Annotated in this window: 19 protein-coding genes; 14 read left to right on the top strand and 5 right to left on the bottom strand. The window is 68.0% G+C overall.

Annotation, left to right across the window (positions count from 1 at the left end):
• Positions 1–9 precede the first annotated feature (9 nt).
• Together A2G96_RS24900 and A2G96_RS24905 are read right to left on the bottom strand one after the other, a co-directional pair.
• The gene (locus tag A2G96_RS24900; protein WP_062802869.1) at positions 10–1,218 is read right to left on the bottom strand and encodes an acetyl-CoA C-acetyltransferase; all 1,209 of its coding nucleotides are present in this window, start codon (positions 1,216–1,218) and stop codon (positions 10–12) included.
• A 40-nt stretch (positions 1,219–1,258) separates the two neighbouring features.
• Positions 1,259–2,572 (bottom strand): acetyl-CoA hydrolase/transferase family protein, encoded by a 1,314-nt coding sequence (locus A2G96_RS24905; protein WP_062802870.1) that lies wholly within the window; start codon positions 2,570–2,572, stop codon positions 1,259–1,261.
• 298 nt (positions 2,573–2,870) lie between these two features.
• Between A2G96_RS24905 and A2G96_RS24910 the strand changes: the two genes are divergently transcribed.
• The 11 genes from A2G96_RS24910 to yedA all read left to right on the top strand — a co-directional run bounded on the left by A2G96_RS24910 (position 2,871) and on the right by yedA (position 17,660).
• Positions 2,871–4,037 (top strand): acyl-CoA dehydrogenase family protein, encoded by a 1,167-nt coding sequence (locus A2G96_RS24910; RefSeq protein WP_085960217.1) that lies wholly within the window; start codon positions 2,871–2,873, stop codon positions 4,035–4,037.
• A 287-nt stretch (positions 4,038–4,324) separates the two neighbouring features.
• Positions 4,325–8,242, top strand: coding sequence for an autotransporter outer membrane beta-barrel domain-containing protein (locus A2G96_RS24915; RefSeq protein ID WP_062802871.1), 3,918 nt, complete (start codon positions 4,325–4,327; stop codon positions 8,240–8,242).
• Between the two features lie 90 nt (positions 8,243–8,332).
• Positions 8,333–8,677, top strand: a complete 345-nt coding sequence (locus A2G96_RS24920; RefSeq protein WP_231909739.1) for a hypothetical protein — start codon at positions 8,333–8,335, stop codon at positions 8,675–8,677.
• Positions 8,678–8,777: 100 nt separating this feature from the next.
• Positions 8,778–9,995, top strand: a complete 1,218-nt coding sequence (locus A2G96_RS24925; protein WP_062802873.1) for a TolC family protein — start codon at positions 8,778–8,780, stop codon at positions 9,993–9,995.
• Positions 9,992–10,561, top strand: coding sequence for a hypothetical protein (locus tag A2G96_RS24930; RefSeq protein ID WP_062802874.1), 570 nt, complete (start codon positions 9,992–9,994; stop codon positions 10,559–10,561). Before A2G96_RS24925 ends, A2G96_RS24930 begins: the two co-directional genes overlap by 4 nt.
• Complete coding sequence (locus tag A2G96_RS24935; protein WP_062802875.1) at positions 10,561–11,679, top strand: efflux RND transporter periplasmic adaptor subunit; 1,119 nt, start codon at positions 10,561–10,563, stop codon at positions 11,677–11,679. The genes A2G96_RS24930 and A2G96_RS24935 overlap by 1 nt, the downstream gene beginning before the upstream one ends.
• Before the next feature lie 9 nt (positions 11,680–11,688).
• Positions 11,689–14,793: an efflux RND transporter permease subunit gene (locus tag A2G96_RS24940; protein ID WP_062802876.1), complete on the top strand. Its 3,105-nt coding sequence runs from the start codon at positions 11,689–11,691 to the stop codon at positions 14,791–14,793.
• A gap of 52 nt (positions 14,794–14,845) precedes the next feature.
• The gene (locus tag A2G96_RS24945; RefSeq protein WP_062802877.1) at positions 14,846–15,232 is read left to right on the top strand and encodes a hypothetical protein; all 387 of its coding nucleotides are present in this window, start codon (positions 14,846–14,848) and stop codon (positions 15,230–15,232) included.
• Between the two features lie 69 nt (positions 15,233–15,301).
• The gene (locus A2G96_RS24950; RefSeq protein WP_082819094.1) at positions 15,302–16,186 is read left to right on the top strand and encodes an SDR family NAD(P)-dependent oxidoreductase; all 885 of its coding nucleotides are present in this window, start codon (positions 15,302–15,304) and stop codon (positions 16,184–16,186) included.
• A gap of 186 nt (positions 16,187–16,372) precedes the next feature.
• Positions 16,373–16,558 carry a hypothetical protein gene (locus A2G96_RS24955; protein WP_062802878.1) on the top strand — a complete coding sequence of 62 codons (186 nt, stop codon included), beginning with the start codon at positions 16,373–16,375 and terminating at the stop codon, positions 16,556–16,558.
• 226 nt (positions 16,559–16,784) lie between these two features.
• Positions 16,785–17,660 (top strand): drug/metabolite exporter YedA, encoded by an 876-nt coding sequence (yedA, locus tag A2G96_RS24960; RefSeq protein WP_062802879.1) that lies wholly within the window; start codon positions 16,785–16,787, stop codon positions 17,658–17,660.
• 22 nt (positions 17,661–17,682) lie between these two features.
• On the opposite strand, the gene A2G96_RS24965 is transcribed toward yedA, so the two are convergent.
• From A2G96_RS24965 to A2G96_RS24975, 3 genes are all read right to left on the bottom strand, one after another.
• A complete protein-coding gene (locus A2G96_RS24965) occupies positions 17,683–18,375 on the bottom strand; it encodes a GntR family transcriptional regulator (protein ID WP_062802880.1) in 693 nt (230 codons plus the stop codon).
• 140 nt (positions 18,376–18,515) lie between these two features.
• Positions 18,516–20,129: an OpgD/OpgG family glucan biosynthesis protein gene (locus A2G96_RS24970; protein WP_062802881.1), complete on the bottom strand. Its 1,614-nt coding sequence runs from the start codon at positions 20,127–20,129 to the stop codon at positions 18,516–18,518.
• A 107-nt stretch (positions 20,130–20,236) separates the two neighbouring features.
• Entirely contained in the window at positions 20,237–21,019 is a 783-nt protein-coding gene (locus tag A2G96_RS24975) for a TerC family protein (RefSeq protein WP_062802882.1), read from the bottom strand.
• Between the two features lie 188 nt (positions 21,020–21,207).
• Here A2G96_RS24975 and A2G96_RS24980 point away from each other — a divergent pair, with 188 nt between their 5' ends.
• The 3 genes from A2G96_RS24980 (at position 21,208) to frc (ending at position 24,723) form a co-directional block, all read left to right on the top strand.
• Entirely contained in the window at positions 21,208–22,185 is a 978-nt protein-coding gene (locus tag A2G96_RS24980) for a 2-dehydropantoate 2-reductase (protein ID WP_062802883.1), read from the top strand.
• A gap of 272 nt (positions 22,186–22,457) precedes the next feature.
• Positions 22,458–23,177, top strand: coding sequence for a GntR family transcriptional regulator (locus A2G96_RS24985; RefSeq protein WP_012356329.1), 720 nt, complete (start codon positions 22,458–22,460; stop codon positions 23,175–23,177).
• A gap of 313 nt (positions 23,178–23,490) precedes the next feature.
• Entirely contained in the window at positions 23,491–24,723 is a 1,233-nt protein-coding gene (frc, locus tag A2G96_RS24990; protein ID WP_062802884.1) for a formyl-CoA transferase, read from the top strand.
• Positions 24,724–24,840 lie beyond the last annotated feature (117 nt).

A 24,840-nucleotide genomic window follows, 5' to 3' on the forward strand; every position in this document is an offset into this window, starting at 1 on the left:
AGCGTTCGATCAATAGCGTTCGAACACCGCGGCAATGCCCTGGCCGCCGCCGATGCACATGGTTTCCAGGCCGTAGCGGCCGCCGCGGCGCTGCAGTTCGTGCAGCAGCGTGGCCAGGATGCGCACGCCGGTGGCGCCGATCGGATGGCCCAGCGAGATCCCCGAGCCGTTGACGTTGAGCTTCTGTTCGATCGCGTCCCGGTCCTGCCAGTCCCAGCCCTTGAGCACGGCCAGCACCTGGCAGGCGAAGGCCTCGTTCAGCTCGACCAGGTCCATCTGCTCCAGCGTCAGGTTCAGGCGCGCCAGCAGCTTCTTCACCGCCGGCACCGGGCCGATGCCCATGTGCGAGGGTTCGCAGCCGGCAGCGGCCCAGCCAACCAGCGAGGCCATCGGGGTCAGGCCGAGTTCGGCGAGCTTGTCTTTGGCGACGATCAGGCAGGCGGCCGAGGCATCGTTCTGCTGGCTCGCGTTGCCCGCGGTGACGGTGCCGTTCGGCATCAGCACGCGCAGCTTGGCCAGGCTATCCAGCGTGGTCTGCGGACGGAAGCCTTCGTCGCGCGTGAACGCCACCGGCTCGCCCTTGCGCTGCGGCACCTGCACCGGGACGATCTCGGCGTCGAAGCGCCCGGCCTCCCACGCCGCCGCGGCGCGCTGGTGGCTGCGCACGGCAAAAGCGTCGGCGTCCTCGCGGCTGATGCCGTAGTCGCGCGCCAGGTTTTCGGCGGTCTCGATCATGCCGGAGATCTTGCCGAAGCGCTCCACCGGCTGCGAGCGTTCGCGGCCGCGATCGAGCCGGTCGAAGAAGCGCACGTTGCCGGAGCGCGCGCCCCAGCGCATATCGGTGGTGTAGTACTCGATATTGCTCATGCTCTCGACGCCGCCGGCGATCACCACGTCGGCGGCGCCGCTCTGCACCATCATCGATGCCGTGACGATGGCCTGCAGGCCACCGCCGCAGCGGCGATCCAGCTGCATGCCCGGCACTTCCACCGGCAGGCCCGCCTGCAGCGCGGCCCAGCGGCCAACGCACGGCACTTCGCTGTTGGCGTAGGACTGGGCGAAGACGACGTCGTCGATGCGCGCCGGGTCGATGCCGCTGCGCTCCACCACCGCGCGCACGGCGGTGGCGGCCAGTTCCTCGACCGGGACCGGACGCAGGCTGCCGCCAAAGGTGCCGACGGGGGTGCGAAGGGGGGTGACGATTGCAGCTCTGCGCATGGAAGTCTCCTTGGAATTCGGTATCGGGTGAACCATCAAGTTAGTCGGTGGGCGCCGTTCCGGGAAGGTTGGAAAGGGCGACGAAGGCCGCGCCGCACTGGCGCAGCAGCGCATGGGCCTGGCGTTCCAGGCCTGCGCGGTGTTCGGGGGCAGCGATGTCCAGCATGCGGCGCACGCGCTGCGACAGGGTCTGGCCGCGCAGGTCGGCCACGCCATGCTCGGTCACGATCAGCCCGGCATCGGCGCGCGGCGTGCTGACCGGGCCGGACAATTGCGCGACGATGCGGCTTGCCCCTTTGGCGGTGGCTGGCAGCGCCACGATCGGCAGGCCGCCGCGGCTGCGCGCGGCGCCGCGCAGGAAATCCACCGCGCCGCCGACCGCGCCGACATAGACGCCGGCTGCCACTTCGGCATTGACCTGTCCGGTCAGGTCGACTTCGATCGCCGCATTGATCGCGGTCAGCTTGTCGACGCTGGCGAGCACTTCGGGATGGTGCGTATAGGCGGTCTCGCGCAGCTGCAGCCGCGGGTTGCGATGCGCCCAGCGCCGCAGCCGTTCGCTGCCCATCAAAATGCCGCCAATGCCGATGCCCGTATCGATGCGCTTGCGTGCGTTGGTCAGCACACCGGCCTCGGCCAGCGCGGCAATGCCGTCGCCGACCGCGCCGCTGTGCAGCCCCAGGTCGCGGCGGTCATGCAGCGCCGCCACCACCGCCTCGGGCAGGGTGCCGATGCCCATCTGCAGGGTCGCGCCGTCTTCGACCCAGCCGGCGATATGGCGGGCGATGGCCTGTTCGGCCGGACCGGGAGCGCTGCGCTCCAGGCTGATGGGCGGGAATTCCGCCTCGACCTGCAGGGTGATCTGGTCGGCGGTGAGATACCGGCTGCCGTGGGTCCATGGCACTTCGGGGTTCACTTCGGCAATGATCACGCGGGCCCGGTCGAGCGCGGCGGGCAGGTATTCATGCACCAGGCCCAGGCTGTGGCGGCCCTGTTCGTCGGCCGGCGACACCTGCACCAGCACCACGTCGGCGCGCAGCGTGCCGTGCCGGATCAGCCCCGGCAGGTGCGAATAATGGCTCGGCACGATGTCCAGCACGCCCGCACTGGCCAGCCGGCGGTGCGGCCCGCTGGCGGCATAGCCGAAGAAGTCGATCACGTCGGCCTGCTCTGGCTGCAGCGTGTCCGACTGGCCGATGCCGACGAACACGCTGAAGCGCCCGCCGCGCGCGATGGCATGGCGGTGTGCCACCAGCGCGCGCGTCAGCGTCAGAGGCTCGGCGGTGGCTTGTCCCCACCAGAGGTGGTCGCCGGGGCGGATCAGGGTTTGCAGTCGGGAGGCCAGGTCGTGCATGTCCACGGGGGGAAGCGTTCGGTCGGCACATGGCCGGAAATCGGCCGGAAATCGGCCGGCCGGTGCCGGATAGCCCAGAGCATGTCGCCAAAGCCGCGTTTGCGCTATTCGACAATGCCAAGGGCCGGCTTTGGCGATGCCGAAACACGCCGCAGGCCCCGCCTTAAGCCGCGCGGAAGGCGCGCTTTCGGAATCGCTGATTGTCCCGCCGGCCGAACGCCGCGACCATTGCGGCTATCACGCGGCGTCGGCCATCCGCCACGCCGCCACCGACACAGACCGACCGCAAGGCAGCGCCATGATCGAACAGACCCTCTCGAACAATTTCCACGAAATCCGCGATGCCATCCGTGCGCTGTGCGCCGAGTTTCCCGACGAGTATTTCCGCAAGGTCGATGAACAGCGCGCCTATCCCGAGGCCTTCGTCAACGCGCTGACCGCCGCGGGCTGGCTGGCGGCGCTGATTCCGCAGGAATACGGCGGCTCCGGCCTGGGCCTGACCGAAGCCTCGGTGATCATGGAGGAGATCAACCGCTGCGGCGGCAATTCCGGCGCCTGCCACGGCCAGATGTACAACATGGGCACGCTGCTGCGGCACGGCTCCACGGCGCAGAAGGAAAAGTACCTGCCCAAGATCGCCTCGGGTGAATGGCGCCTGCAGTCGATGGGCGTGACCGAGCCCACCACCGGCACCGACACCACCAAGATCAAGACCTCGGCGGTGAAGAAGGACGGCCGCTACGTCGTCAACGGCCAGAAGGTGTGGATCAGCCGCGTGCAGCACAGCGACTTCATGATCCTGCTGGCGCGCACCACGCCGCTGGCCGACGTAAAGAAGAAGAGCGAGGGCATGTCGATCTTCATGGTCGACCTGCACGAGGCGCAGAAGAAGGGCCTGACCGTGCGCCCCATCCCCAATATGGTCAACCACGAGACCAACGAGCTGTTCTTCGAGGACCTGGAGATCCCCGAGGAAAACCTGATCGGCGAAGAGGGCAAGGGCTTCAAGTACATCCTCGACGGCCTCAATGCCGAGCGCACGCTGATCGCCGCCGAGTGCATCGGCGACGGCTACTGGTTTATGGACCGGGTCACCAAGTACGTGAAGGAGCGTGAAGTGTTCGGCCGCCCCATCGGCCAGAACCAGGGCGTGCAGTTCCCCATCGCCGAGTCGTTCATCGAACTGGAGGCCGCCAACCTGATGCGCTGGAAGGCCTGCGAGCTGTTCGACAAGCACGAGTCCATGGGCGCGCAGGCCAACATGGCCAAGTACCTGGCCGCCAAGGCCAGCTGGGAGGCCGGCAACGCCTGCCTGCAGTTCCACGGCGGCTTCGGCTTTGCCTGCGAATACGATGTCGAGCGCAAGTTCCGCGAGACGCGCCTGTACCAGGTGGCACCGATCTCGACCAACCTGATCTACTCCTTCGTCGCCGAACACGTGCTGGGCCTGCCGCGCTCGTTCTGAGGGGAGCCGGCCTGAGGCCGGCATCTGAAAAAAATAACTTAATTGGCAGGCAAGAAACACTAACTTGATTTTCGGCATTCTTGGCGCAAGCTACAAGTGGCGAATGCGGAGCCTGGCTTCGCCGCCACTGGCCGGTTTCCGGCACCGACCCCAGAGCTGAATCGCCGGACAGGCGCGGCGCGCGCGCCGGTGCTGCCCGCTTCGGGGACGGTAGCCTCCGTCAAGGGATAAGCACTATGCCGAAGGAGCAGCATCGCCCGCGTGTTGTCCGCAAGCGGGACGCCGGATTGCACTTCCGTCTGACCCCGCTCGCCGCCGTGGTGGCCGGACTGGTATATGCGGGAGGCGTGCAGGCGCAATCCAATGCCACGCCGTCGGGCACCTACGGGCCTGGCTCCTATGCCACCGCATTCCAGTTCTTCGGCACGGACGGCGTTATCCAGGGCAGTACGACGATTTACCCCAAGCCGCCATATCCGCAAAACTTCGGCGGCGCCGGGGTGTCGGTGGCCAGGCAAGGCTTGGCCACCATCAATCCCGATCTCGGTCCGGCACCGGGCGATATCTTCATCGACTCGGACTATCGGCAAGGCGCGCCCAACACGGCCCTCTACGTGGCAAACGGCACGCTGACCGTCGTCGGCAGCAGCGTTGCGGGCCGCCTGACCTACGCCCGTGGCCACGGGGACTCGGTGCATGGCGTCTATGTCCCCGGCGAGACCGGCCCTTCGGTCTTTACCGGCGCGCGCATGTACATGTCGGCCGACGGCCCCAGTGCCTACGCTATCCACGCCTACGGCGGGTTTGCATCGGTGGATGTCAGGGACTCCACGCTGGTTACCTCTGGCAGCGGGCACGGTGTGCTGGCCTGGAGCAATGCGTCGGTGAAACTGTCCAACACCGATGTCACGGTGCAGGCGGCGGACGTCTACGGCATTTATGCCACCAGCGGCGCCAGGATCGAAACCACCGGCGGCAGTGTGAATGCCAGCCTCAACGGCGCGCGCGGGGTCGTGATCAACGGGGCGACCGGCGTGTTGAGCGGTACCAATGTGAGCACGCAAGGCACCAGCGGCTATGGGATCCAGGCCATCGGCTCGAATCTGTCCGTCACGGGCGGGACGATCCGTACGCAGGGCGATACCGCCTACGGCCTCTACCTGTATGGCAACTCCACCACCACGCTCAACGGCGCCACGGTCACGACGGGCGGGACCACCGCCCACGGTATCTTCGTCAGCAGCGGCACGCTGAACATGCAGGGCGCGACGGTGACGGCCACAGGCCCCAGCGCCCGGGGCCTGTACGTGGCCGGCAGTGCGACCGCCGTGGCGGCCGATAGCCGGTTCGCCGCGCAGGGCACTTCCGGCATGGGCACCTGGGTCAACGGCGCCGGATCGTCGCTGACGATGACCGGCGGCGCGCTCAGCGGGGCGCTGGCCAATGGCCACGGCGCCTACGTCACTGCGGGGGGCATCCTGCGCACCACCGATACGGCGATCTCCAGCGCCGCCGGGGTCGGCGTCTGGGCCGTCGGCACCACGGTGGAACTGACCCGCGGCACGGTGTTCGGCGGCGCCTATGGCATCTACCTGAGCGACGGTGCGATGCTGCGCGCCACCGGCACGGCGATTACCAGCGGCAGCGGCAGCGGCGCGACGCGCGGCGTGCAGGCCGTGGCATCGACGCTGGACCTGACCGATGTTTCGGTCAGCACCGCGACGGCGGAAGACCATGCCGTCTATGCGTACAACGGTTCCACTTTGCAGGCGCGCAACCTGACGCTGACCACCCAGGGCGATAACGCCTATGGCTTGCGGGTGGTCGGCGCGCCCACGGCGCAGATTGACGGCATGGTGGTGCGCACGGCAGGCGCCGGCGCGCACGGGGCGGTGTTCGACGGCGGCGCCAGCACCTATGCCGGCAGCCATTTCGATATCGGCACCAGCGGCGGCGGCATGGGCATCTATGCGTGGCAAGGTGCCGCGTTGCGCCTGGCGGGCGGGCGGGTCGATACCGGCAGCGCGGCCAATGCCCACGGCATCTATATCAACGATGCCACGGTCGAGCTGGCCCAAGACCCGCAGGGTGCCGGCGTCGCCGTCACTACGGGCGGCGCCGGCGCGAATGTGGTCCGGGTCAGTTCGGGCGGCCGCTTCAGCGCCACCGGCGCATCGTTGCATGCCGCCGGTGTCGATGCGGCGGGCATCCATCTGCTTGGGGTTGCGGATGCGGCCTCGGCCACCGCCATTGCCAATGCGGCACCGGCACCGGCTCCCGTGGCACCGCCCAACGATGACGGCTCGCCGGCACCGGTGGCGACGGCACCGCCGGTGCCGTCGCTGGGACAGGCGCTGAATACCACCGAAACCGTGACCCTCGCCAACAGCTCGGTCGTGTCGAACGCCGGCGCGGCGATCAGCGTCGCGGGCGGTTCCGCCACCATCGCGGCGAACAACACCACCATCCAGGGCGTGGCGGCGCTGCAGGTGCTGGGCCGGCAGGAGTCTTCCGGCGGCACGCCGGTCAATGTGCCGGGCGTGGCGACGCTGAATGCCAGTGCCTCGACCCTGACCGGCGCCGCGGTGACCGGCAACGGCAGCCAGTCGACCCTGAACCTTTCCAATGGCAGCCGCTGGAACGTGACGGCGAGTTCGGTGCTGACCCGTCTTGGCAATGACGGCAGCGTGATCGACGTACAGGCGGCGCCCGGGTTGCCGCTGGGCCGGCGCCGTTCGCTGCTGGCAAGCCCGATCCCGGGCAATGCCTACCGCAGCGTCAGCGTCACCGGCGACTATGCCGGCAACAACGGCGTGGTGGCGCTGAACACCTTCCTCGACGCGGGTGGCAGCCTGGCGCAGCAATTCACCGACCGCCTGCTGATCAACGGCGCGGCCAGCGGCACCACCACGCTGCAGATCAAGCCGGTCGCCACCAGCCCGGGGGCGATCACCTCGCCCAGCGGCGTGGTCAACGCCGGCGAAGGCATCTCGGTGGTCCAGGTCGCCGGCAGCTCCACGCCGGATGCGTTCGCGCTCAGAGGCGGCTATGTCACCGCCGCCAATTCGCCCTACGCCTACCGGCTGTATGCCTATGGCCCAGGTTCGTCGATCAGCGCGGCCGATGCCAATGCATCGCTGGTCGGCAATGCGTCCGGCTACTGGGACTACCGGCTGCAAAGCGCCTATGTCGAGCCCGATGGCCCGGTGGTGCCCGATCCGGACCAGCCGCTTCCGCCCGATGTCCGTCCCGCGGTGGCGCCGCAGGTGGCGTCCTACGTCACCGCGCCGGCTGCGATGCTGCACGCCGGCATGCTCGACCTCGACAGCCTGCACCGCCGCCTGGGCGAGGTGCGCGACGACCGTGCGCTGGCGCGCGACCAGGGCCCCGGCGAGATGTTCTTCCGCGCCTATGGCGGCAATTTCCGCTACACCAGCAACCAGTCGTTCGAACGGTACGGCTACGACGCCAATGGCGATTACGCGGCCATCCACCTCGGCGGCAACCTGTTCCGCCAGGACGGCGAGACCGGCCTGTGGCGGTTCGGCCTGGCCGGTTCGATCGGTTGGCTGCACTTTACGCCGCATGCCGTCGACGGGCCGAGCCGCACGCGTGCCACCATCTACCGCATCAGCGGCTACGGCACCTACCAGAGCCACCAGGGCTGGTATGTCGACGGCATCCTGTCGGGCGGATGGTTCGACGGCGATGTCTCGACGCAGGCGCGCGGCCGGGCCAGTTCGATGGACGGGGGCCTGTTCGCCGCGTCGATCGAAGCCGGCTACCCGTTTGCCATGCGCTACGGCCTGAACCTGGAGCCGCAGCTGCAGCTGATCGGGCAGCACGTGAGCTTCCGCAACAACATCGACGTCGACGAGCTGGAGGTCAACATCGGCTCGCAGAACCAGCTGGTGGGCCGTGCCGGCGTGCGCCTGACCCGGCCGGTCGCCGTCGCCGGCGGCCGGCTGACGCCATACGTTGGCTTCGATCTGTTCCATGCGTTCACCGGCGGCACTAACGTGCACGTCGGCGAAGTCCAGTTCGAATCCGGCAAGCTGGGCGACGCCTTCCAGTTGTCGCTGGGGCTCAACGGGATGCCGACGGCGCGGCTGTCGCTCAATGGCCGGGTCTCGTACCAGCATGCGATGGGGCGGGGCGGGATCCAGGGTTGGCTGTTCAATGCCGGCGCCCGCTACCTGTTCTAGGTTTCGGCCCCGGGCGGCGCTTACGGCATCCGGCGCCGCGGTCGCGCACCGGCGCCGGCAGGTCGGGTAGAATCCGGCCCTATGTCGCGCATGATTGCCTTGCTCCTGATGCTGATCCTGCCGCTGCAGGCGTTGGCCGCAGCGCAGCGGCAGCTCGCGCACGCCGCCGGCTTCCCGCCGGACCACATGGCCGCGCACGCCGGGCATATTCCGCATCACCATGATGAGGACGGCGAGATCGCCTTCGACGATTCCACCGCGTCCGCCTCGCACCAGCTCGACTTCGACTACGGCACTCAGTTGCAGGCGCCATTGCCGGCCGGCATGGTGCCGCCGCTGACGCTGCAGACGCAGCGCGAGCCGTCGTTCCTCGGCGGCCATATCCCCGACCCTGGCTGCAGTCCCCCGTTACGCCCCCCTCACGCGCCCGCCTGACGGCGGGGCACTGATCTGCTGATTGCCTGCCGTGGCGCAATGTCTTTGTGCCGCGCCCCGCCGCATTGCCTGTGTTGTCGCAATCTGCGTTGGGGATTCCATGCACAAGTTCTTCATCTCCGTGATGGCGTCGGCGTTGCTGATGCCGGCGGCCCATGGCCAGTCCGCGCCGGCCGACCTGCGCGCGCTGTTCGATGCCGCCTGGGAGCGCTCCGTCGCCTTCCAGGCGACCGAGGGGCGGCGCCTGGAGGCTGCCGCCAGCCGGGTCCAGGCCGACTCGCTGATCGCCGGGCCGCCCACGCTCGGCCTGCTGCACCGTGACGACCGCTGGACCGAACGGCGCGGCCTGCGCGAGAGCGAGGTCCAGCTCGGCGTGCCGGTGTGGCTGCCGGGCCAGCGCGCGGCACGCGGCGACCTCGCCGACGCCCAGGCGGCCGAGGCCGAGGCCGGCGCCGCGCTGGCGCGGCTGAATCTGGCCGCGGAAGTGCGCGAGCGCGTCTGGCAGCTGGCGGCCGTGGAAGGCGAGCGCGAGGTGATGCGGCGCCGCGCCGGCATCGCCGCGTCGCTGCGCGACGATGTGCGCCGGCGCGTCAACGCCGGTGACCTGGCGCGTACCGACCTGCTGCTGGCGCAGCAGGACGACCTGGCGGCGCAGGGCCTGCTCGCCGACAGCGAGGCCCGCGTGGTCGAGGCGAAGGCGCGGCTGCTGCAAGCCACCGGCGTCTCCGCACTGCCGTCGCGGTACGACGAAACGGCTGCGCCGGCGGCAGACCCGGCAGCCCATGCCGCGAGTCATCCGCGACTGCAAGCGGTGCAGCAAGCCGTGCTGCGCAGCGAACGCCAGCTGGGGTACCTGCGCAAATCGCGCCGCGACCCGCCCGAAGTCGGTGTGATGTACCGCAACGACCGGGCCGGCGGCGGCATGCCCGGCGACCAGACCGTCGGCCTGTTCGTCAGGATCCCGTTCGCCACGGATGCGCGCAACCTGCCGCGCGAAGCCGCCGCGCAGAGCGAGCTGATGACAGCGCGGGCCGAACTCGAGCGCACCGAACGCATCGTCCGCGCAGAGATCGACGCGGCGCAGGCCGCGCTGCGGCTGGCCGAGCAGCAACTCGGCCTGACGCAAGAACGCAGCGCCGCGCTGTCCGAACGGGCATCGCTGCTGCGCAAGACCTTCAACGCCGGCGAGATCGGCTTGCCGGAAGTGCTGCGTGCACAAAACCAGGCGCTCGAAGCCGAGGCCGACCTCGCGCGCCAGCGTGCCCGCCGCGGCATCGCCATTGCCACCCTGAACCAGGCGCTCGGAGTCCTGCCATGATCCGCCAGTTGTTTCTTGTCCTGTCCCTGTCGCTAGCGCTCGCTGTGCCGGCAGCGCACGCCGGCCCCGGTGCCCACGGCCCCAATGGCGAGCATTTGGACGCGCCCCCCGACGCCGGCGCGGCAGCGCACGCCCAGCCGGTCATCGAAGCCCATACGGAATCATTCGAACTGGTGGGCACCCTCGCCACGGACGAGCTCTCCGTCATGGTCGACCGTTACGTCACCAACGAGCCGGTGCTCGACGGCACGCTCGAGGTCGAGTTCGACGGCATCAAGACCCAGGGCAAGCTGCACGCCGATGCCGGCGACTATGCCTTTACCGACGAGAAGCTCCTGCAGGCCTTGCGCCGGCCCGGCCGGCATGCGCTGGTATTTACGCTGGTCACCGGCAACGAGTCGGACCTGATCGAAGGCACGCTGAACGTTGCCGCGGACGAACACGACCACGGCAACGCGTGGTGGCAGGCGCGCTGGCCGTGGCTGGTGCTGCTTGCGGCGGTGGTGGCAGCAGGCGCCTGGGGCGTGAAGCGCCGCGTTGGCAAAAGGAACGGAGGCACGGCGTGATGAAGACCACCAAAGTCGCAATCCTGGCCGTCGCACTGGCCGCGTGGACCACCATTCCGGCGCTGGCCGGGCCCGGCGCGCACGGCCCGAACGGCGAACACCTCGATGCGCCGGCCGCGGTGTCGGGCAGTGGCCTGGCCCGGCTGCCAGACGGCAGCGTCCAGGTGCCCAAGCTGGCCCAGCGCCGCATGGGCATACGGACCGCGATGGCGCAGCAAGCCGCGCACCCCGTCACCGTCGAACTGAACGCCGTGGTGGCGATCGATCCGAACGCGGGCGGACGCCTGCAGGCGGGCCACCCAGGCTGGATCGAACCGCCGCCGGGCGGCTTCCCGGTGCTGGGGCAGCGCGTCAGCAAGGGCCAGGTGCTGGCCGTGCTGCGCCACAAGAGCGAGCCCTTCGATATCGGCAACCAGCAGGCGCAGTTCGCCAACCTCAGCGCCAGCCTGAAGCTGGCGCGGCAGCGGCTGCAGCGGCTGGAGTCGCTGACGGACAGCATCCCGCGCAAGGAAATCGAAGCGGCCCGCGCCGAGGTCCAGAGCCTGTCCGGCCAGCGCGATGCGGTCGGCAAGAGCCTGCACCAGACCGATACGCTGACCGCGCCGGCCAGCGGCGTGATCGCCAGCGCCAATGTGCTGGCGGGACAGGTGGTTGCCGCCGGGGACGTGCTGTACGAGGTGGTCGATCCGGCCCGCTTGCTGATCGAGGCCAGCAGCGCGGACAGTTCGCTGGCCAACCGCATCCGGGGCGGTGCGCTGGCCAGCGGCACCGGCGGCAAGCTGGAATTCGTCGGCGCCGGCCGAAGCCTGAAGAACGGCGCGGTGCCGCTGACGTTCCGTCTGAGCGGCAACGACGTGCCGCTGGCCGTCGGCCAGCCCGTGACGGTGGTGGCTACGCTGAGCGATACCGTCCAGGGCATCGCGCTGCCGAGCGAGGCGCTGGTGCGCAACGCCAGCAACCTGCCGGTGGTGTGGATCAAGTCCGGCACGCAGCGTTTTATCGCGCAGCCGGTCGAGGCGCGCGTGCTCGATGCACGCACCGTGGTCGTGGTGCGCGGACTGTCGCCGGAGAACCGGGTGGTGGTGTCCGGCGCGGCGCTGATCAACCAGGTCCGCTGAGGGGCGCGCATGTTCAACTGGATCGTTCGCGCCAGCCTCGGCAACCGGCTGCTGGTACTGGCCTTCGCCCTGATCCTGATGGTCTACGGCGGCCTCACCGCCTGGCGCACGCCGGTCGATGTATTCCCGGACCTGAACAAGCCGCTGGTGACCGTGATCACCGAAGCGGGCGGCATGGCGCCGCAGGAAGTCGAGCTGCTGGTGTCGTTCCCGATCGAGACCGCGCTGAACGGCATGCCCGGCGTTACGCGGGTTCGCTCGGTGTCGGGGGTCGGCCTGTCCATCGTCTATGCCGAGTTCGACTGGGGCAGCGATATCTACCGCAACCGCCAGCTCGTGTCGGAACGGCTGGCCCTGGTGAAGGAGCAGTTGCCGGGCGGGCTCACGCCCATCCTCGGGCCGGTCTCGTCGATCATGGGTGAGATCATGCTGATCGCGTTGCCGATCGATCCGGCCCGCGCCAGCCCGATGCAGGCGCGCGAGTATGCCGACTTCGTGCTGCGCCCGCGCCTGCTGTCGGTGCCCGGCGTGTCGCAAGTGATCCCGATCGGCGGCGAGGTGCGGCAGTTGCGGGTCGAGCCCGATACTGTGCGCATGGCCCAGTTTGGCGTGAGGCTGGCACAGGTGCAGGGCGCCTTGCAGGACTTCGCCGCCAATACCAGCGGCGGCTTTATCGACCTGAACGGCCGCGAATACCTGATCCGCAATCTCGGTCGCACCAACCGGATCGACGACCTCAAGGGCGTTGCGGTCGCCTACAAGGACGGCGCGCCGGTGCTGCTGGAGCAGGTGGCCGGCGTGCGCTATGCCGCGGCGCTCAAGCGCGGCGACGCCGGCTTCAACGGCAAGCCCGCGGTGATCGTCAGCGTGCAGAAGCAGCCCGCTGCCGACACCGTGCGCCTGACGCGCGACCTGGAAGCCGCGCTTGGCGAACTGAAGCAGGGGCTGCCGCAGGGCTTGTCCGCGCCGCAGGTGCTGTTCCGCCAGGCCGACTTTATCGAGGCCTCGATCGGCAACGTGGTCGAGGCGCTGCGCGACGGCGCCATCATGGTGACGGTGATCCTGTTCGCCTTCCTGCTGAGCGCGCGCACCACCGCGATCTCGCTGGTGGCGATACCGCTGTCGCTGGCGGTGTCGGCGCTGGCCTTCCACCTGCTCGGCCAGTCGATTAACGTGATGACGCTGGGCGGCCTGGCCATCGCCATCGGCGAACTGGTCGACGATGCCATCGTCGACGTCGAGAACATCCAGCGCCGGCTGCGGCAGCGCGCCGCGATGGACGACCCGCCATCGGTGCTGGAGACAATCTGGCGCGCCTCGGTCGAAGTGCGCTCCGGCATCGTCTATGCCACGCTGGTGGTGGTGCTGGTGTTCATGCCGCTGTTTGCGCTGCCGGGCATCGAAGGGCGGCTGTTTGCGCCGCTGGGGATCGCCTACATCGTGTCGATCCTGGCGTCGATGCTGGTGTCGATGACGGTGACGCCGGTGCTGTCGTACTACCTGCTGCCGCGGATGAAGCGGCTCGAACATCCCGACAGCCCGCTGGTCGCGTGGCTCAAGCGGGTCGATGCCCGCATCCTGGACTGGTCGTTCCCGCGTGCGCGGGCAGTGCTATCAGTGGCCGCGGTCGCCGTCGTGCTGGCGGCCGCGACCGTGCCGTGGCTGCCGCGGGCCTTCCTGCCGGGCTTCAACGAGGGCTCGATGGTGATGTCGCTGATGCTCAATCCCGGCACTTCGCTGACCGAAGCCAACCGCATCGGCGCGCTGGCGGAAACGCTGATCCGGCAGGTGCCCGAAGTAACCCGGGTGGGCCGCCGCACCGGCCGCGCCGAACTGGACGAACATGCCGAGGGCGTGCATGCCTCCGAGATCGACATCGACCTGAAGCCCTCCGCCCGCAGCCGCGAGCAGGTGATGGCCGCGATCCGCGCGCAGCTTGCCGGGCTGCCGGCGTCGGTGGCGATCGGCCAGCCGATTTCTCATCGGCTCGATCACCTGCTGTCCGGCGTACGGGCGCAGATCGCGCTGAAGATCTATGGCGACGATCTCGATACGCTGCGCGGCCTGGCGGAGAACGTGCGCGGGCACCTGGCCTCGATCCCGGGCCTGGTCGATATCACGGTCGAGCGCCAGGTGCTGATTCCGCAGGTCAATGTGCGGCTCGATTATCGCAAGGCCGCGCAGTACGGCATCCCGGCCGGCGAGGCGCTGAAGGCGCTGCAGACCTTGTCCGACGGCACGCGCGTCACGCAGTTGATCGACGGCGTGCGCCGCCACGACCTGGTGGTGCGCCTGCCCGATAGCGGCCGTACGCCGCAGGACCTGTCCCGGGTCATGCTGGATTCGCCGCGCGGCGCGGTTCCGTTGTCCGCCATCGCCAGCGTCGAGGAGGGCGACGGCCCCAACCAGATCGGGCGCGAGAACGGCCGGCGCCGCATCGTGGTCTACGCCAATACCGACGGCTCCGATATGTCGCAGATCGTCGGCGCGGTGCGCGAAGCGGCGGCGCGTGCGGGACTACCCGGTGGCTATTTCGTCAGCATCGAAGGCCAGTTCCAGGCGCAGGAGCACGCCACGCGCCGCATCGTGCTGCTGTCGCTGGTGTCGCTGGCGCTGATCTACCTGGTGCTCTACTCGCGCTACCGCTCCGCGACGCTGACGCTGGTGATCATGGCCAATATCCCGTTCGCCCTGATCGGCAGCGTGATCGCGATGTGGCTGGCGGGGCTGAGCCTGTCGGTGGCGTCGATGGTCGGCTTTATCACGCTGACCGGCATTGCCACGCGCAACGGCATCCTCAAGGTCAGCCACTACATCAACCTGTGCCGCTTCGAAGGCGAAACCTTCGGCATCCCGATGATCGTGCGCGGTTCGCTCGAGCGGCTGACGCCAGTGCTGATGACCGCGCTGGTCGCGGCGTTCGCGCTGGTGCCCTTGCTGGTATCGGCCGACGCGCCCGGCAAGGAAATCCTGCATCCGGTGGCGGTGGTGATCTTCGGCGGGCTGGTCAGTTCGACGCTGCTCGATTCCATGCTGACGCCGCTGGCGTTCTGGTTGTTCGGGCGCCGCCCGCTGCAGCGGATCCTGTCGCAGCAGCCGGAGGATACGTATTGATTGAGGGCTTGGGCGGCGGCGCCCGCAAGCCGCTGCAGCAACGGAGTAAGCGATGAAGAAACAGATCTCGGCCATGGTGCTGGCCGCCAGTCTCGCACTGTCAGGGGTTTCCGGCGTGGCCATGGCGCACGGCGCCAAGCCTGCGCAATATGGCGGCATCGTGCAGGTCGCCGGCGACCTGCAGTTCGAACTGGTCAACCGGGATGGCGCGGTGACGATTTATGTCGACGACCATGACAGGAAGCTGCCGGTGGCCGGCGCCAGCGGCAAGCTGACGGTGCTGACCGGCACCCGCAAGACCGAAACGGCGCTGAACCCGGGCGCGGACAATGCGCTGGTCGCGGCAGATAAGCTGCAACTGCAGGCCGGCTCCAAGCTGGTGGCGACGATCCGGTTTGCGGACGGCAAGACCGTGACGGCGCGCTTTGTGGCGAAATGACGGGCGTTCCCTTGACTCTCTGCATTACCAGGCAACACTTGAAAGAATCGCTGCTGAGCAGGAGGCGCCATGGACCGCCGCAAACTCATTCTGAACGGTGTGCAACTGGGCGCCAGCCTGGTCATGGCGCCGCTGCTGACCGTCGCTGCTGCGACGGCGCAACCAGCGTCCAGTCCCGCGGCGAGGCCCGCCGTAACGCCCGCCCAACGAAGCCGCGGACGTAAGTCCCGCATCTTCATCACTGGTTCGTCCGACGGTCTCGGCCATGCGGCGGCGCGGACGCTGCTCGGCGACGGGCATGAGGTCGTGGTGCACGTCCGCTCCCAGGCGCGGCTGCCCGCCGTCAGGGAGCTTGTGGAGCGGGGTGCCATCGCGACCATCGGCGATCTTTCCGACCTGGAGCAGACACGGGACCTGGCCCGGCAGGTCAACGCCATTGGCACGATGGACGCGGTGATCCACAACGCGGGGATACTGTCGGGGCCCCAGGTCCTGATGGTCAACGTCGTCGCGCCGTACCTGCTGACGGCGCTGATCCGGCGCCCCAGGCGGCTGATCTACCTGAGCAGCAGCATGCACAAAGGTGGCCGGGTCAGTCTTGACGGCATCGACTGGTCCGGGCGTACCGGGACAGCCGGCTATTCGGAAAGCAAGCTTTTCATCACGACCCTGTCGGCAGCCGTGGCGCGGCTGTGGCCCGACGTGTACAGCAACGCAGTCGATCCTGGCTGGGTTCCCACCAAGATGGGTGGCGCGAATGCGCCGGACGACCTTCGCCAGGGACATCTGACCCAGGAGTGGCTGGCGGCCAGCAACGATCCGCGGGCGCTGACCAGCGGCGGGTATTGGTACCACCAGCGGTTGCAGGAGCCGCACGCCGTCGTCCGCGACCCGAAATATCAAAATCGGTTGCTGGGCGAGCTGGCCCGCGTGACAGGAACAAGACTGGTCTGATGCCGGAGATCCGGCGAGAGCGTTCGGACTACGCCTTAATCGACACACAACTTACGGAGAAGTAGTTCATACGGCACAGCTTGCGGCGGCCCAGCATACGTACTTTCACCTAATGCTGCATTGCGACAATTCTTTTGCTACAATCAGGGAAAACCCCATAAGGGTAATCCCGAAAGGAAGGACGCCATGAACACCCAATCCGATATCAAGCTGACCGATCAACTGGAACGCCAACTCATCGAGCGCGAGCTCGGCACGCAAAGCCTGGGCTTCGCCCACGACGTCAAGCGCGCCATCGCCACCGTGCAGTCGGTGATCGAGCGCCTGCAAAGCCAGGCCCGCAAGGCCAAGGTGGTTTACGCCAACGGCTGATCGCTGGCTCCAGCAGTACGGTAGTTGCGGCCCGTCCGGGCTGCGTTGAAGAACCGGCCATACGTGCGCCCGCCCGGGTGAAACGCGGCCGGTTTTGTTTTGCCTGTGGCACTGGAGCGCTTTGTGAGCAACCTTCACAAGGCTTGCCAGCGCTTTTCGTTTTGCCGCGGCGGCGGGCACGGCTATCTTGGATGCCTTTCCTGAACCTGATCCGCCCGACCGCCCCATGTCCCCGCTTGTGCTGCTGTGCCTGTTGATCACCTATGTGGTCTGGGGCACCACCTACCTGGCGATCCGCTTTACGCTGGAGAGCTTTCCGCCGCTGTTCATGATGGGCACGCGCTTCCTGTGCGCGGGCCTGCTGCTGGCCGCGTGGCTGGCGTGGCGCGGCACGCCGATGCCATCGGCGCGGCAATTGCGTCATTGCGCGGTGCCGGCTTTGTTTCTGCTGGTGGGCGGCATGGGTCTCACTGCCATTGCCGAGCAGACCATTTCCTCGGGCGCCACCACGGTAATGATCGGGTCGATGCCGATCTTCGCGCTGATCTGGGGCGCGTGCTTCGGCAACCGGCCGAAGTGGTATGAGTATGTGGCGATCGCCATCGGCAGCGCCGGCATCCTGGTGCTGACCGCGGGCGCGGAGTTCCAGGTCAGTGCCGGTGGCGTGGTGGCGTTGCTGCTGGCGGTGGCGAGCTGGTCCTTCGGCTCGCAGCTGGCGCGCCGGCTGGACCTGCCGCCGGGGGCGGCGGCGTTTGCCGCGGAGATGGTGATCGGCGGCGCGGTGCTGATGGCGCTGTCGCTGCTGCGGCAGGAGCCGTGGCCGCCTTCCGTCAGCGCGCAGGCCGGCTGGGCCTGGGTCTACCTGGTAGTGGCGGGGTCGCTGGTGGCTTTCTCCGCCTACATGTACCTGGTCTCGACGGTCAGCCAGACGCTGGCGGCGAGCTATGTCTACGTGAATCCGCCGGTGGCACTGGCCATGGGCGCGTGGCTGGGCGGCGAGCAGATCGCGCCGCAGACGCTGGGCGCGGTGGTGCTGATCCTGGCGGCGCTGCTGGTGCTGAGCCTGGGTACGCTACGGACGGCGCGGGCCCAGGCGGCCTGATGGCGCAGTGCGGGCGGGGGCCTCAGCTACCCGACTGCTCCTGGATCCACAGCGACAGCCGCACCTTGTAGGCCTGCTGGATATGCCGGCGCGCAATCTGCTCGGCCAGCGTCGGATCGCGCTGTTCCAGCGCTTCGACCAGCGAGATGTGCTCTTCGTACGAGCTGCGCGCGCGCCCCGGCACCGCCAGCGTGGTGCGGCCCAGCAGCGCCATCGACTCATGCAGCGAGCGCAGTGTCTTCAGCAGGTAGCGGTTGTGGGCGCAGCGGTGCAGGGTTTCATGGAACAGCCGGTTGTTCAGCGCGAGCCGGTCGGGATCGTCGGCGATGGCGAGATCGCGCTCGACGATATCGCGCAGCAGCGAGATCTCGACGTCGGTGGCGTGGCGCGCGGCCAGCGCGGCAGCGGTGCCCTCCAGCACTTCGCGCATCACGTACAGCTCGCTGACCATGCTGGCGTCGAGCTGCGTCACCATCATGCCGCGGTTGGGCTCGTTGACGACCAGGCCCTCGGATTCCAGCCTGGACAGCGCTTCGCGCACCGGCGTGCGCGACAGTCCCAGCGATTCGGCGAGTTCCACCTCGCGCAGCCGGGTGCCGGGGGAAAGCTGGCCGGCCTGGATGGCGGCGCGTAGCTGCTGGTAGGCGCGCTCCGAGCGCGGGAGCGATGCAGCCTGGCCGCTCTCGGCGGCGCCGGCGAACTCTTGAGAAATCATGTGAGGCTGGCGGATGCAGTGGAACTGTCGTAGCCAGCCATCATACCCGCTCGCGCACGCCTGACATCACGCTGACGCAATAAGGTGTAAAGGGGCCGGCGCGGCGCCAGCCCGGCGCGGCGCGGTGACCGAAAAGGGCGTCAGCCCGCCGGCGACTGGAACGGGTGGTACTGGTACAGCCAGGTTTCCGACAGCGGCTTGCCGTTCAGGCGCAGGAACAGCCGCAGGTCGACCGGCTGGGTGCCGTCGGTGGTCAGGTCGAACTGGGCGCGCCAGTGGCCGGCCACGCCATTGGGCACGGCTTCGGTGAAGACGTAGGAGAAGGTGCCGCGCGAGGCGGTCAGCACCGCTTCGGGCTTGACGCCGAAAGGCAGTTTCTCCAGCGGCGCGCCCTTGAACTCGACCATGAACTTGCGCACGCCCTTGGGCCGCGGCTGGCCGGGCTGGCCGCCGTTGCCGAGGCGTGTGGCCACGCAGCGCGCCAGCGGGGTCGGGTAGGGCTCGTCGGCGGCCCAGTGCAGCCGGTAGCGCAGCCGGTAGGTGTTGCCGGCCTTGGCCGGCGCCTTGGGCACCCACATGGCGACGATGTTGTCGTGGATCTCGTCGTCGGTGCGCAGCTCCACCAGCTGCACCGAGCCGGCACCCCAGCCATCGCGGGGCTCCACCCACAGGCTCGGGCGGCGGTCGTAGTTGACGCCGTCCTGGTAATGGTCGAACAGGCGGTCGCGCTGCAGCAGGCCGAAGCCCTTCGGGTTGTCGTCCGAGAAGGCCGACGCCGTGGTCTGCGGCGGGTTGTTGAGCGGGCGCCAGATATGCTCGCCGGCGCCGTTCCACAGCGCGAGGCCGTCGGAGTCATGCACTTCGGGGCGCCAGTCGACCGCGGTGCCCTTGATGCTTTCGGAGAACCAGTACATCGAGGTCAGCGGCGCCAGCCCCAGTCGGGCCACGTCCTTGCGCAGGAACAGCACGCATTCGACGTCCATAATCACGGCCTTGGCGCGCTGCATGACGAAGCGGTAGGCGCCGGAGATGCTGGGCCCATCGAGTAGCGCGTAGACCGTGACGGTGTCGCTGTTGCCCTCGGGAGTCTCGAACCAGAAGTGGGTAAAGGCTGGGAATTCTTCCTGCTTGCCGGCTTCGGCCACGTCGATGGCGATGCCGCGCGCGGACAGGCCGTACTGGTACAGCTCGCCGATGGCGCGGAAATACGAGGCGCCGAGGAAGGCGACCCAGTCGTTCTTGCGCCAGTCGCGGGTCTTCTGGTCGCCCAGGCGGCTTTCCTGGAAGCGGAAGCCGGCAAAGCCGCTGCCCGGCGGCAGCTTGTGCGCGGGGCTGTCGGCCGGCATGTCGAAGTAGGCATCGTCATAGACGATCTCGCGGGCCTTGCCGGGACCGCCTTTGGCGCGCTCGATCACATGCATGCGCACCGGGCTGCGGAAGTAGGTGCCGAGATGGAAGAACGTGACCGGGAACTGGCCGGGGCCGCTGGCAAAGAGCGCGTCCTCGGTGCGGAAGCGGATCTTGCCGTGGGCGTCGTAGTCGATGCGGGACAGCACGTCCGCGGGCGGCGCGGGCGGCGGTGCGTAGGGCTTGCCGGCCAGCGCGCGGGCGCGCTCGATCAGGGCGTCGAAGCCGAACGGCTGGGCCTCGCCCAGCTTGATCCGGCTGGCTGCCAGCACCGATGGGGTAATGCCGAGGGCGGCAAGCGCGGCGGAGGCGGTGGCGGAGACCAGCAGGGTTCGGCGGTTCATCATGTGGTGAAAGCGTCCTTTTATTGTCCGGGATTGTGCAGAACTGTAAAAGACGCCGGCGCCGCGGAAAAGTTCGGACACCCTCTGTTACAGCGGGTGGCGCCGGCGCCTCACCGTATTTCGCGCACCTCGCTTGCCTCGCCTGCCTCGCGCGCGGCGCGGCGCTGCCGGCGCCGTTGCCGTGCCAGCATGTTCAGCCCCTCGACCGCGGCCGAGAACGCCATCGCCGTATAGATGTAGCCCTTGGGCACGTGCGTGCCGAGCCCTTCGGCGATCAGCGTCATGCCGATCATCATCAGGAAGGCCAGCGCCAGCATCACGATGGTCGGGTTGCGGTTGATGAAGTTGGCCAGCGGCGTCGCCGCGAACAGCATCGCCATCACCGCCGCGATCACGGCGACGAACATGATCTGCACGTGTTCGGTCATGCCGACCGCGGTGATGATGCTGTCGATCGAAAACACCAGGTCCAGCACCAGGATCTGGCCGATGGCCGCGGCAAAGCTGTGCACCGCCTTGGTGGTGCCGCCTTCCTCGCCCTCCTCGGCGGCGGTGACGTGCTGGTGGATTTCACGCGTGGCCTTCCACACCAGGAAGCCGCCGCCCGCGATCAGGATCAGGTCGCGCCACGACAGGCCATGGCCCAGCACGGTGAAGAGCGGCTGGGTCAGCGTGACGATGAAGGCGATGGTCGCCAGCAGGCCCAGGCGCATCAGCAGCGCCAGGCTGATGCCGATCTTGCGGGCTTTTTCCCGCATTTCGATCGGCAGCTTGTTGGTCAGGATCGAGATGAAGATCAGGTTGTCGATCCCCAGCACGATTTCCATGGCCACCAGCGTGGCCAGTGCCGCCCAGGCGGCGGGATCCTGCAGCAATGCCAACGTCGCTTCCATGAGGGCTCCGGAATGATGGGAGGGCGCATGCAGGCTTCATGTTAGCGCAGCGTCGCTTGGCCGCGCAGCTTGTCACAGAAAGATAAAAGCGGGTTAGACGGAGTTGCGGCGCAGGTTGCCATGCGCCGGCATGGAATATAGTATGTGATATATCAAAAGATCCAATCGAGCCATCAAGGAGGCAGCATATGAAAGTCTGTATCTACGGCGCCGGTGCCATCGGCGGCTATGTCGGGGCGCAGCTGGCGCGCGCGGGGGCCGAGGTCAGCTTCGTCGCGCGCGGACCCCATCTCGCGGCGATGCAGGAGCACGGCGTCAAGCTGCTGATCGATGGCGAGGAGCGGGTCGCGCAGGTGCGCTGCACCAGCGATCCGCGTGAACTCGGGCCGCAGGACTACGTGTTCATCACCCTCAAGGCGCATTCGGTGCCCGGCGTGGTGGACCAGATGCAGCCGCTGCTGGGGCCGGATACCGCGATCGTGACCGGCGTCAACGGCATTCCTTACTGGTACTTCTACAAGCACGGCGGCGAGCTGGCCGGCCGCACGCTGGAAAGCGTGGATCCCGGCGGGCGCCAGTGGCAGCGCCTGGGGCCGGAGCGGGCCATCGGTTGCGTGGTCTATCCGGCCGCCGAAATCATCGCGCCGGGCGTGATCAAGCATGTCTACGGCAAGAAATTCCCGCTAGGCGAGCCCGACGGCAGCCGCTCCGCGCGCGTGACCCGGCTCAGCGAAATGATGATGGCGGCCGACCTCGACGCCCCGGTGCGCGACAACATCCGCGACGAGATCTGGCTCAAGCTGTGGGGCAACCTGTGCTTCAACCCGATCAGCGCGCTGACCCACGCGACGCTCGACGTCATCACCGCCGACCCCGCCACGCGCGCGCTGTCGCGCCAGATGATGGTGGAGGCGCAGGGCATCGCCGAGCGCTTCGGGGTGAAGTTCCGGGTCGACGTGGAGCGGCGCATCGACGGCGCCGGCGCCGTCGGCGCGCACAAGACCTCGATGCTGCAGGACCTGGAGGCGGGGCGGGCCATGGAAATCGACCCGCTGCTGACGGTGGTGCAGGAAATGGGGCGGCTGGTGGGCGCACCGACGCCGATGTGCGACGCGGTGCTGGGCCTGATCAAGCAGCGCGACGCGATGGCGAAGCTGGCCGCCTGAGGAGCAGAGCAGGGGACGCCGACGGGTCAGGCGTCCTCCGCGGCGCGAGCCGGCACGCAACGTGACGCTTGCCCGGCTCGCGAAGTCGTAAGGCGGGGCGATTGTGATATACCATATACGACAGGCCGCGCACCGCTTTTGTGCCGATGCATATGGAGCGCGCATCGTTTGATGCGTTTTCATAATGGGTCAGGCGTTTTTGCTAAGCTGTGCAGCAATGCGGCGGGCAGCCATTCCGGCGGCCCGGCTGCCGGTCTCACACGAGCACATTCATGTCTGCGCAAAGCCAATCCATCGTCCAGCCCAACGGGCTGTCCCTGTCGGTACAACCGATCAACGCCGGCGCCAGCCTGCGCGACCAGGCCTACGCCATGCTGCGCCAGGCCATCGCCGACGCCGACATCTACCAGTCGCGCGACGAGATCCGGCTGGATGAGCGGGTGCTGAGCGAGGCCATGGGCGTGAGCCGCACGCCGATCCGCGAGGCCATGACGCTGCTGGAGCAGGAAGGCTTCCTGCGCACCGTGCCGCGGCGCGGCATCTACATCATGCGCAAGACCAAGCGCGAGATCGTCGAGATGATCCAGATGTGGGCCGCGCTCGAAAGCATGGCGGCCCGGCTGGCCACCGAGAATGCCACCGATGCCGAGATCGCGCAGCTGCGCAGCATGTTCGACAGCTTCCGCGACTCGACGCCAGCCGAGCATATCGAAGAGTATTCCGACGCCAATATCGCGTTCCACCAGGCGATCGTGCAACTGTCCAAGTCGCAGATCATCATGGACACGATCCGCAACATCTTTATCCACGTGCGCGCGATCCGGAAGATGACGATCTCGCAGAGCGACCGCGCGGCAAGGTCGATCGTCGACCATCTGCGCATCATCGAGGCGCTGGAGAGGCGGGACACAGAACTGGCCGAGCGGCTGGTGCGGCAGCATTCGCTGGACCTCGCCGACTACGTGGAGAAGCACTGCGATTTCCTGGACTGAAGCAGCCAGGACAAGGTTATGGAAAGCGGCGGACTTCGGTCCGCCGTTTTGCTTTTGGGCTCGTCAGTGCATGCCAACGCCATTTCGCTAAATGGTGTGTGATATATCAATGTGAAAAGCGATTGGGCCTTTATGCCACCACAGCGCTGAAAACGGCCGCTCTTATGCCTTCCTTGACTGGATCGCTCGCGCGTGTTGCGTCGCATCGTCGATATTTGCCTCGGAAGCGCCAAACTCCTCTTGCTCTCTTCTGATATATCACATACCGTATGTCATCAGAGACTACAAATAGCGGAAGAGGAGACCCTTCGCAATGGAAACCAAAGCCCTGCAAGGAGTGCGCATCCTGGACATGACCCACGTCCAGGCGGGACCGTCGGCGACGCAGTTGATGGCGTGGCTGGGCGCGGACGTGATCAAGGTGGAGATGCCGGGGCGCGGCGACATCACGCGCAGCCAGCTGCGCGACGTGCCGAACGCCGACAGCCTGTACTTCACCATGCTCAACTCGAACAAGCGCAGCCTGACGCTGAACATGAAGACGCCCGAAGGCAAGGCGCTGCTCGAGGACCTGATCCAGCGCAGCGACGTGCTGATCGAGAACTTCGGCCCCGGCGTGCTGGCGCGCGCAGGCTTCGACTGGGACCACATGCAAGACCTGAACCCGCGCCTGGTCTATGCCTCGATCAAGGGCTTCGGCCCGGGGCCGTACGCGGACTGCAAGGCTTACGAGAATGTGGCGCAGTGCATGGGCGGCTCGGCTTCGACCACCGGCGAGGCCGACGGCGTGCCCACGGTGACGGGCGCCCAGATCGGCGATTCCGGCACCGGCGTGCATGCCGTGGTCGGCATCCTTGCCGCGCTGCTGCATCGCGAACACACCGGCCGCGGCCAGCGCGTGGAAGTGGCGATGCAGGACGCGGTGCTGAACCTGTGCCGGGTCAAGCTGCGCGACCAGCAGCGCCTGGCCAACGGGCCGCTGCGTGAATATCCCAACGAGGAATTCGGCGACCACGTGCCGCGCGCGGGCAACGCCTCGGGCGGCGGGCAGCCGGGCGCGGCGCTGCGCTGCGCGCCGGGTGGCCCCAACGACTATGTCTACGTCATCATCCAGCCGCAGGGCTGGGAGCCGCTGATGCGCCTGTGCGGGCGCGAGGACCTGATCACCAACCCGGACTACGCCACGCCCGAAGCGCGCCTCAAGCACCTGGCCGACTGCTTCGCCGTGATCGAGAAATGGACCCGCGGCATCAGCAAGTTCGAGGTGATGGCGGCGCTGAACGAGGTCGATGTGCCGTGCGGCCCGATCCTGTCGATGAAGGACCTGATCGAGGACGAGTCGCTGTACCAGCGCGGCTACCTGGTCGAGCTGGAGCATCCGCAGCGCGGCAACTACGTGCAGCTGGGTTGCCCGATCACGCTGTCGGCCTCGCCGGTGCAGGTGGAACGCTCGCCGCTGCTGGGCGAGCACACCGAGGAGATCCTCGAGTGGCTGGGCCGCACGCCCGCGCAGATCGCCGCGATGAAGCTGGCCGGCGCGGTATGAGGCTCGCCTGATGCGATGGCCGCCGTCATTCCCGCCCGCGCGGGATTGACGAGCGCGCCGCGCCGTCCTGCCTTCCCTCCCTTTCCACGATCCCTGCAACCGACATCGGCGCAGGCG

This window comes from Cupriavidus nantongensis (genome assembly GCF_001598055.1).
GTDB classification, from domain to species: Bacteria; Pseudomonadota; Gammaproteobacteria; order Burkholderiales; family Burkholderiaceae; genus Cupriavidus; species Cupriavidus nantongensis.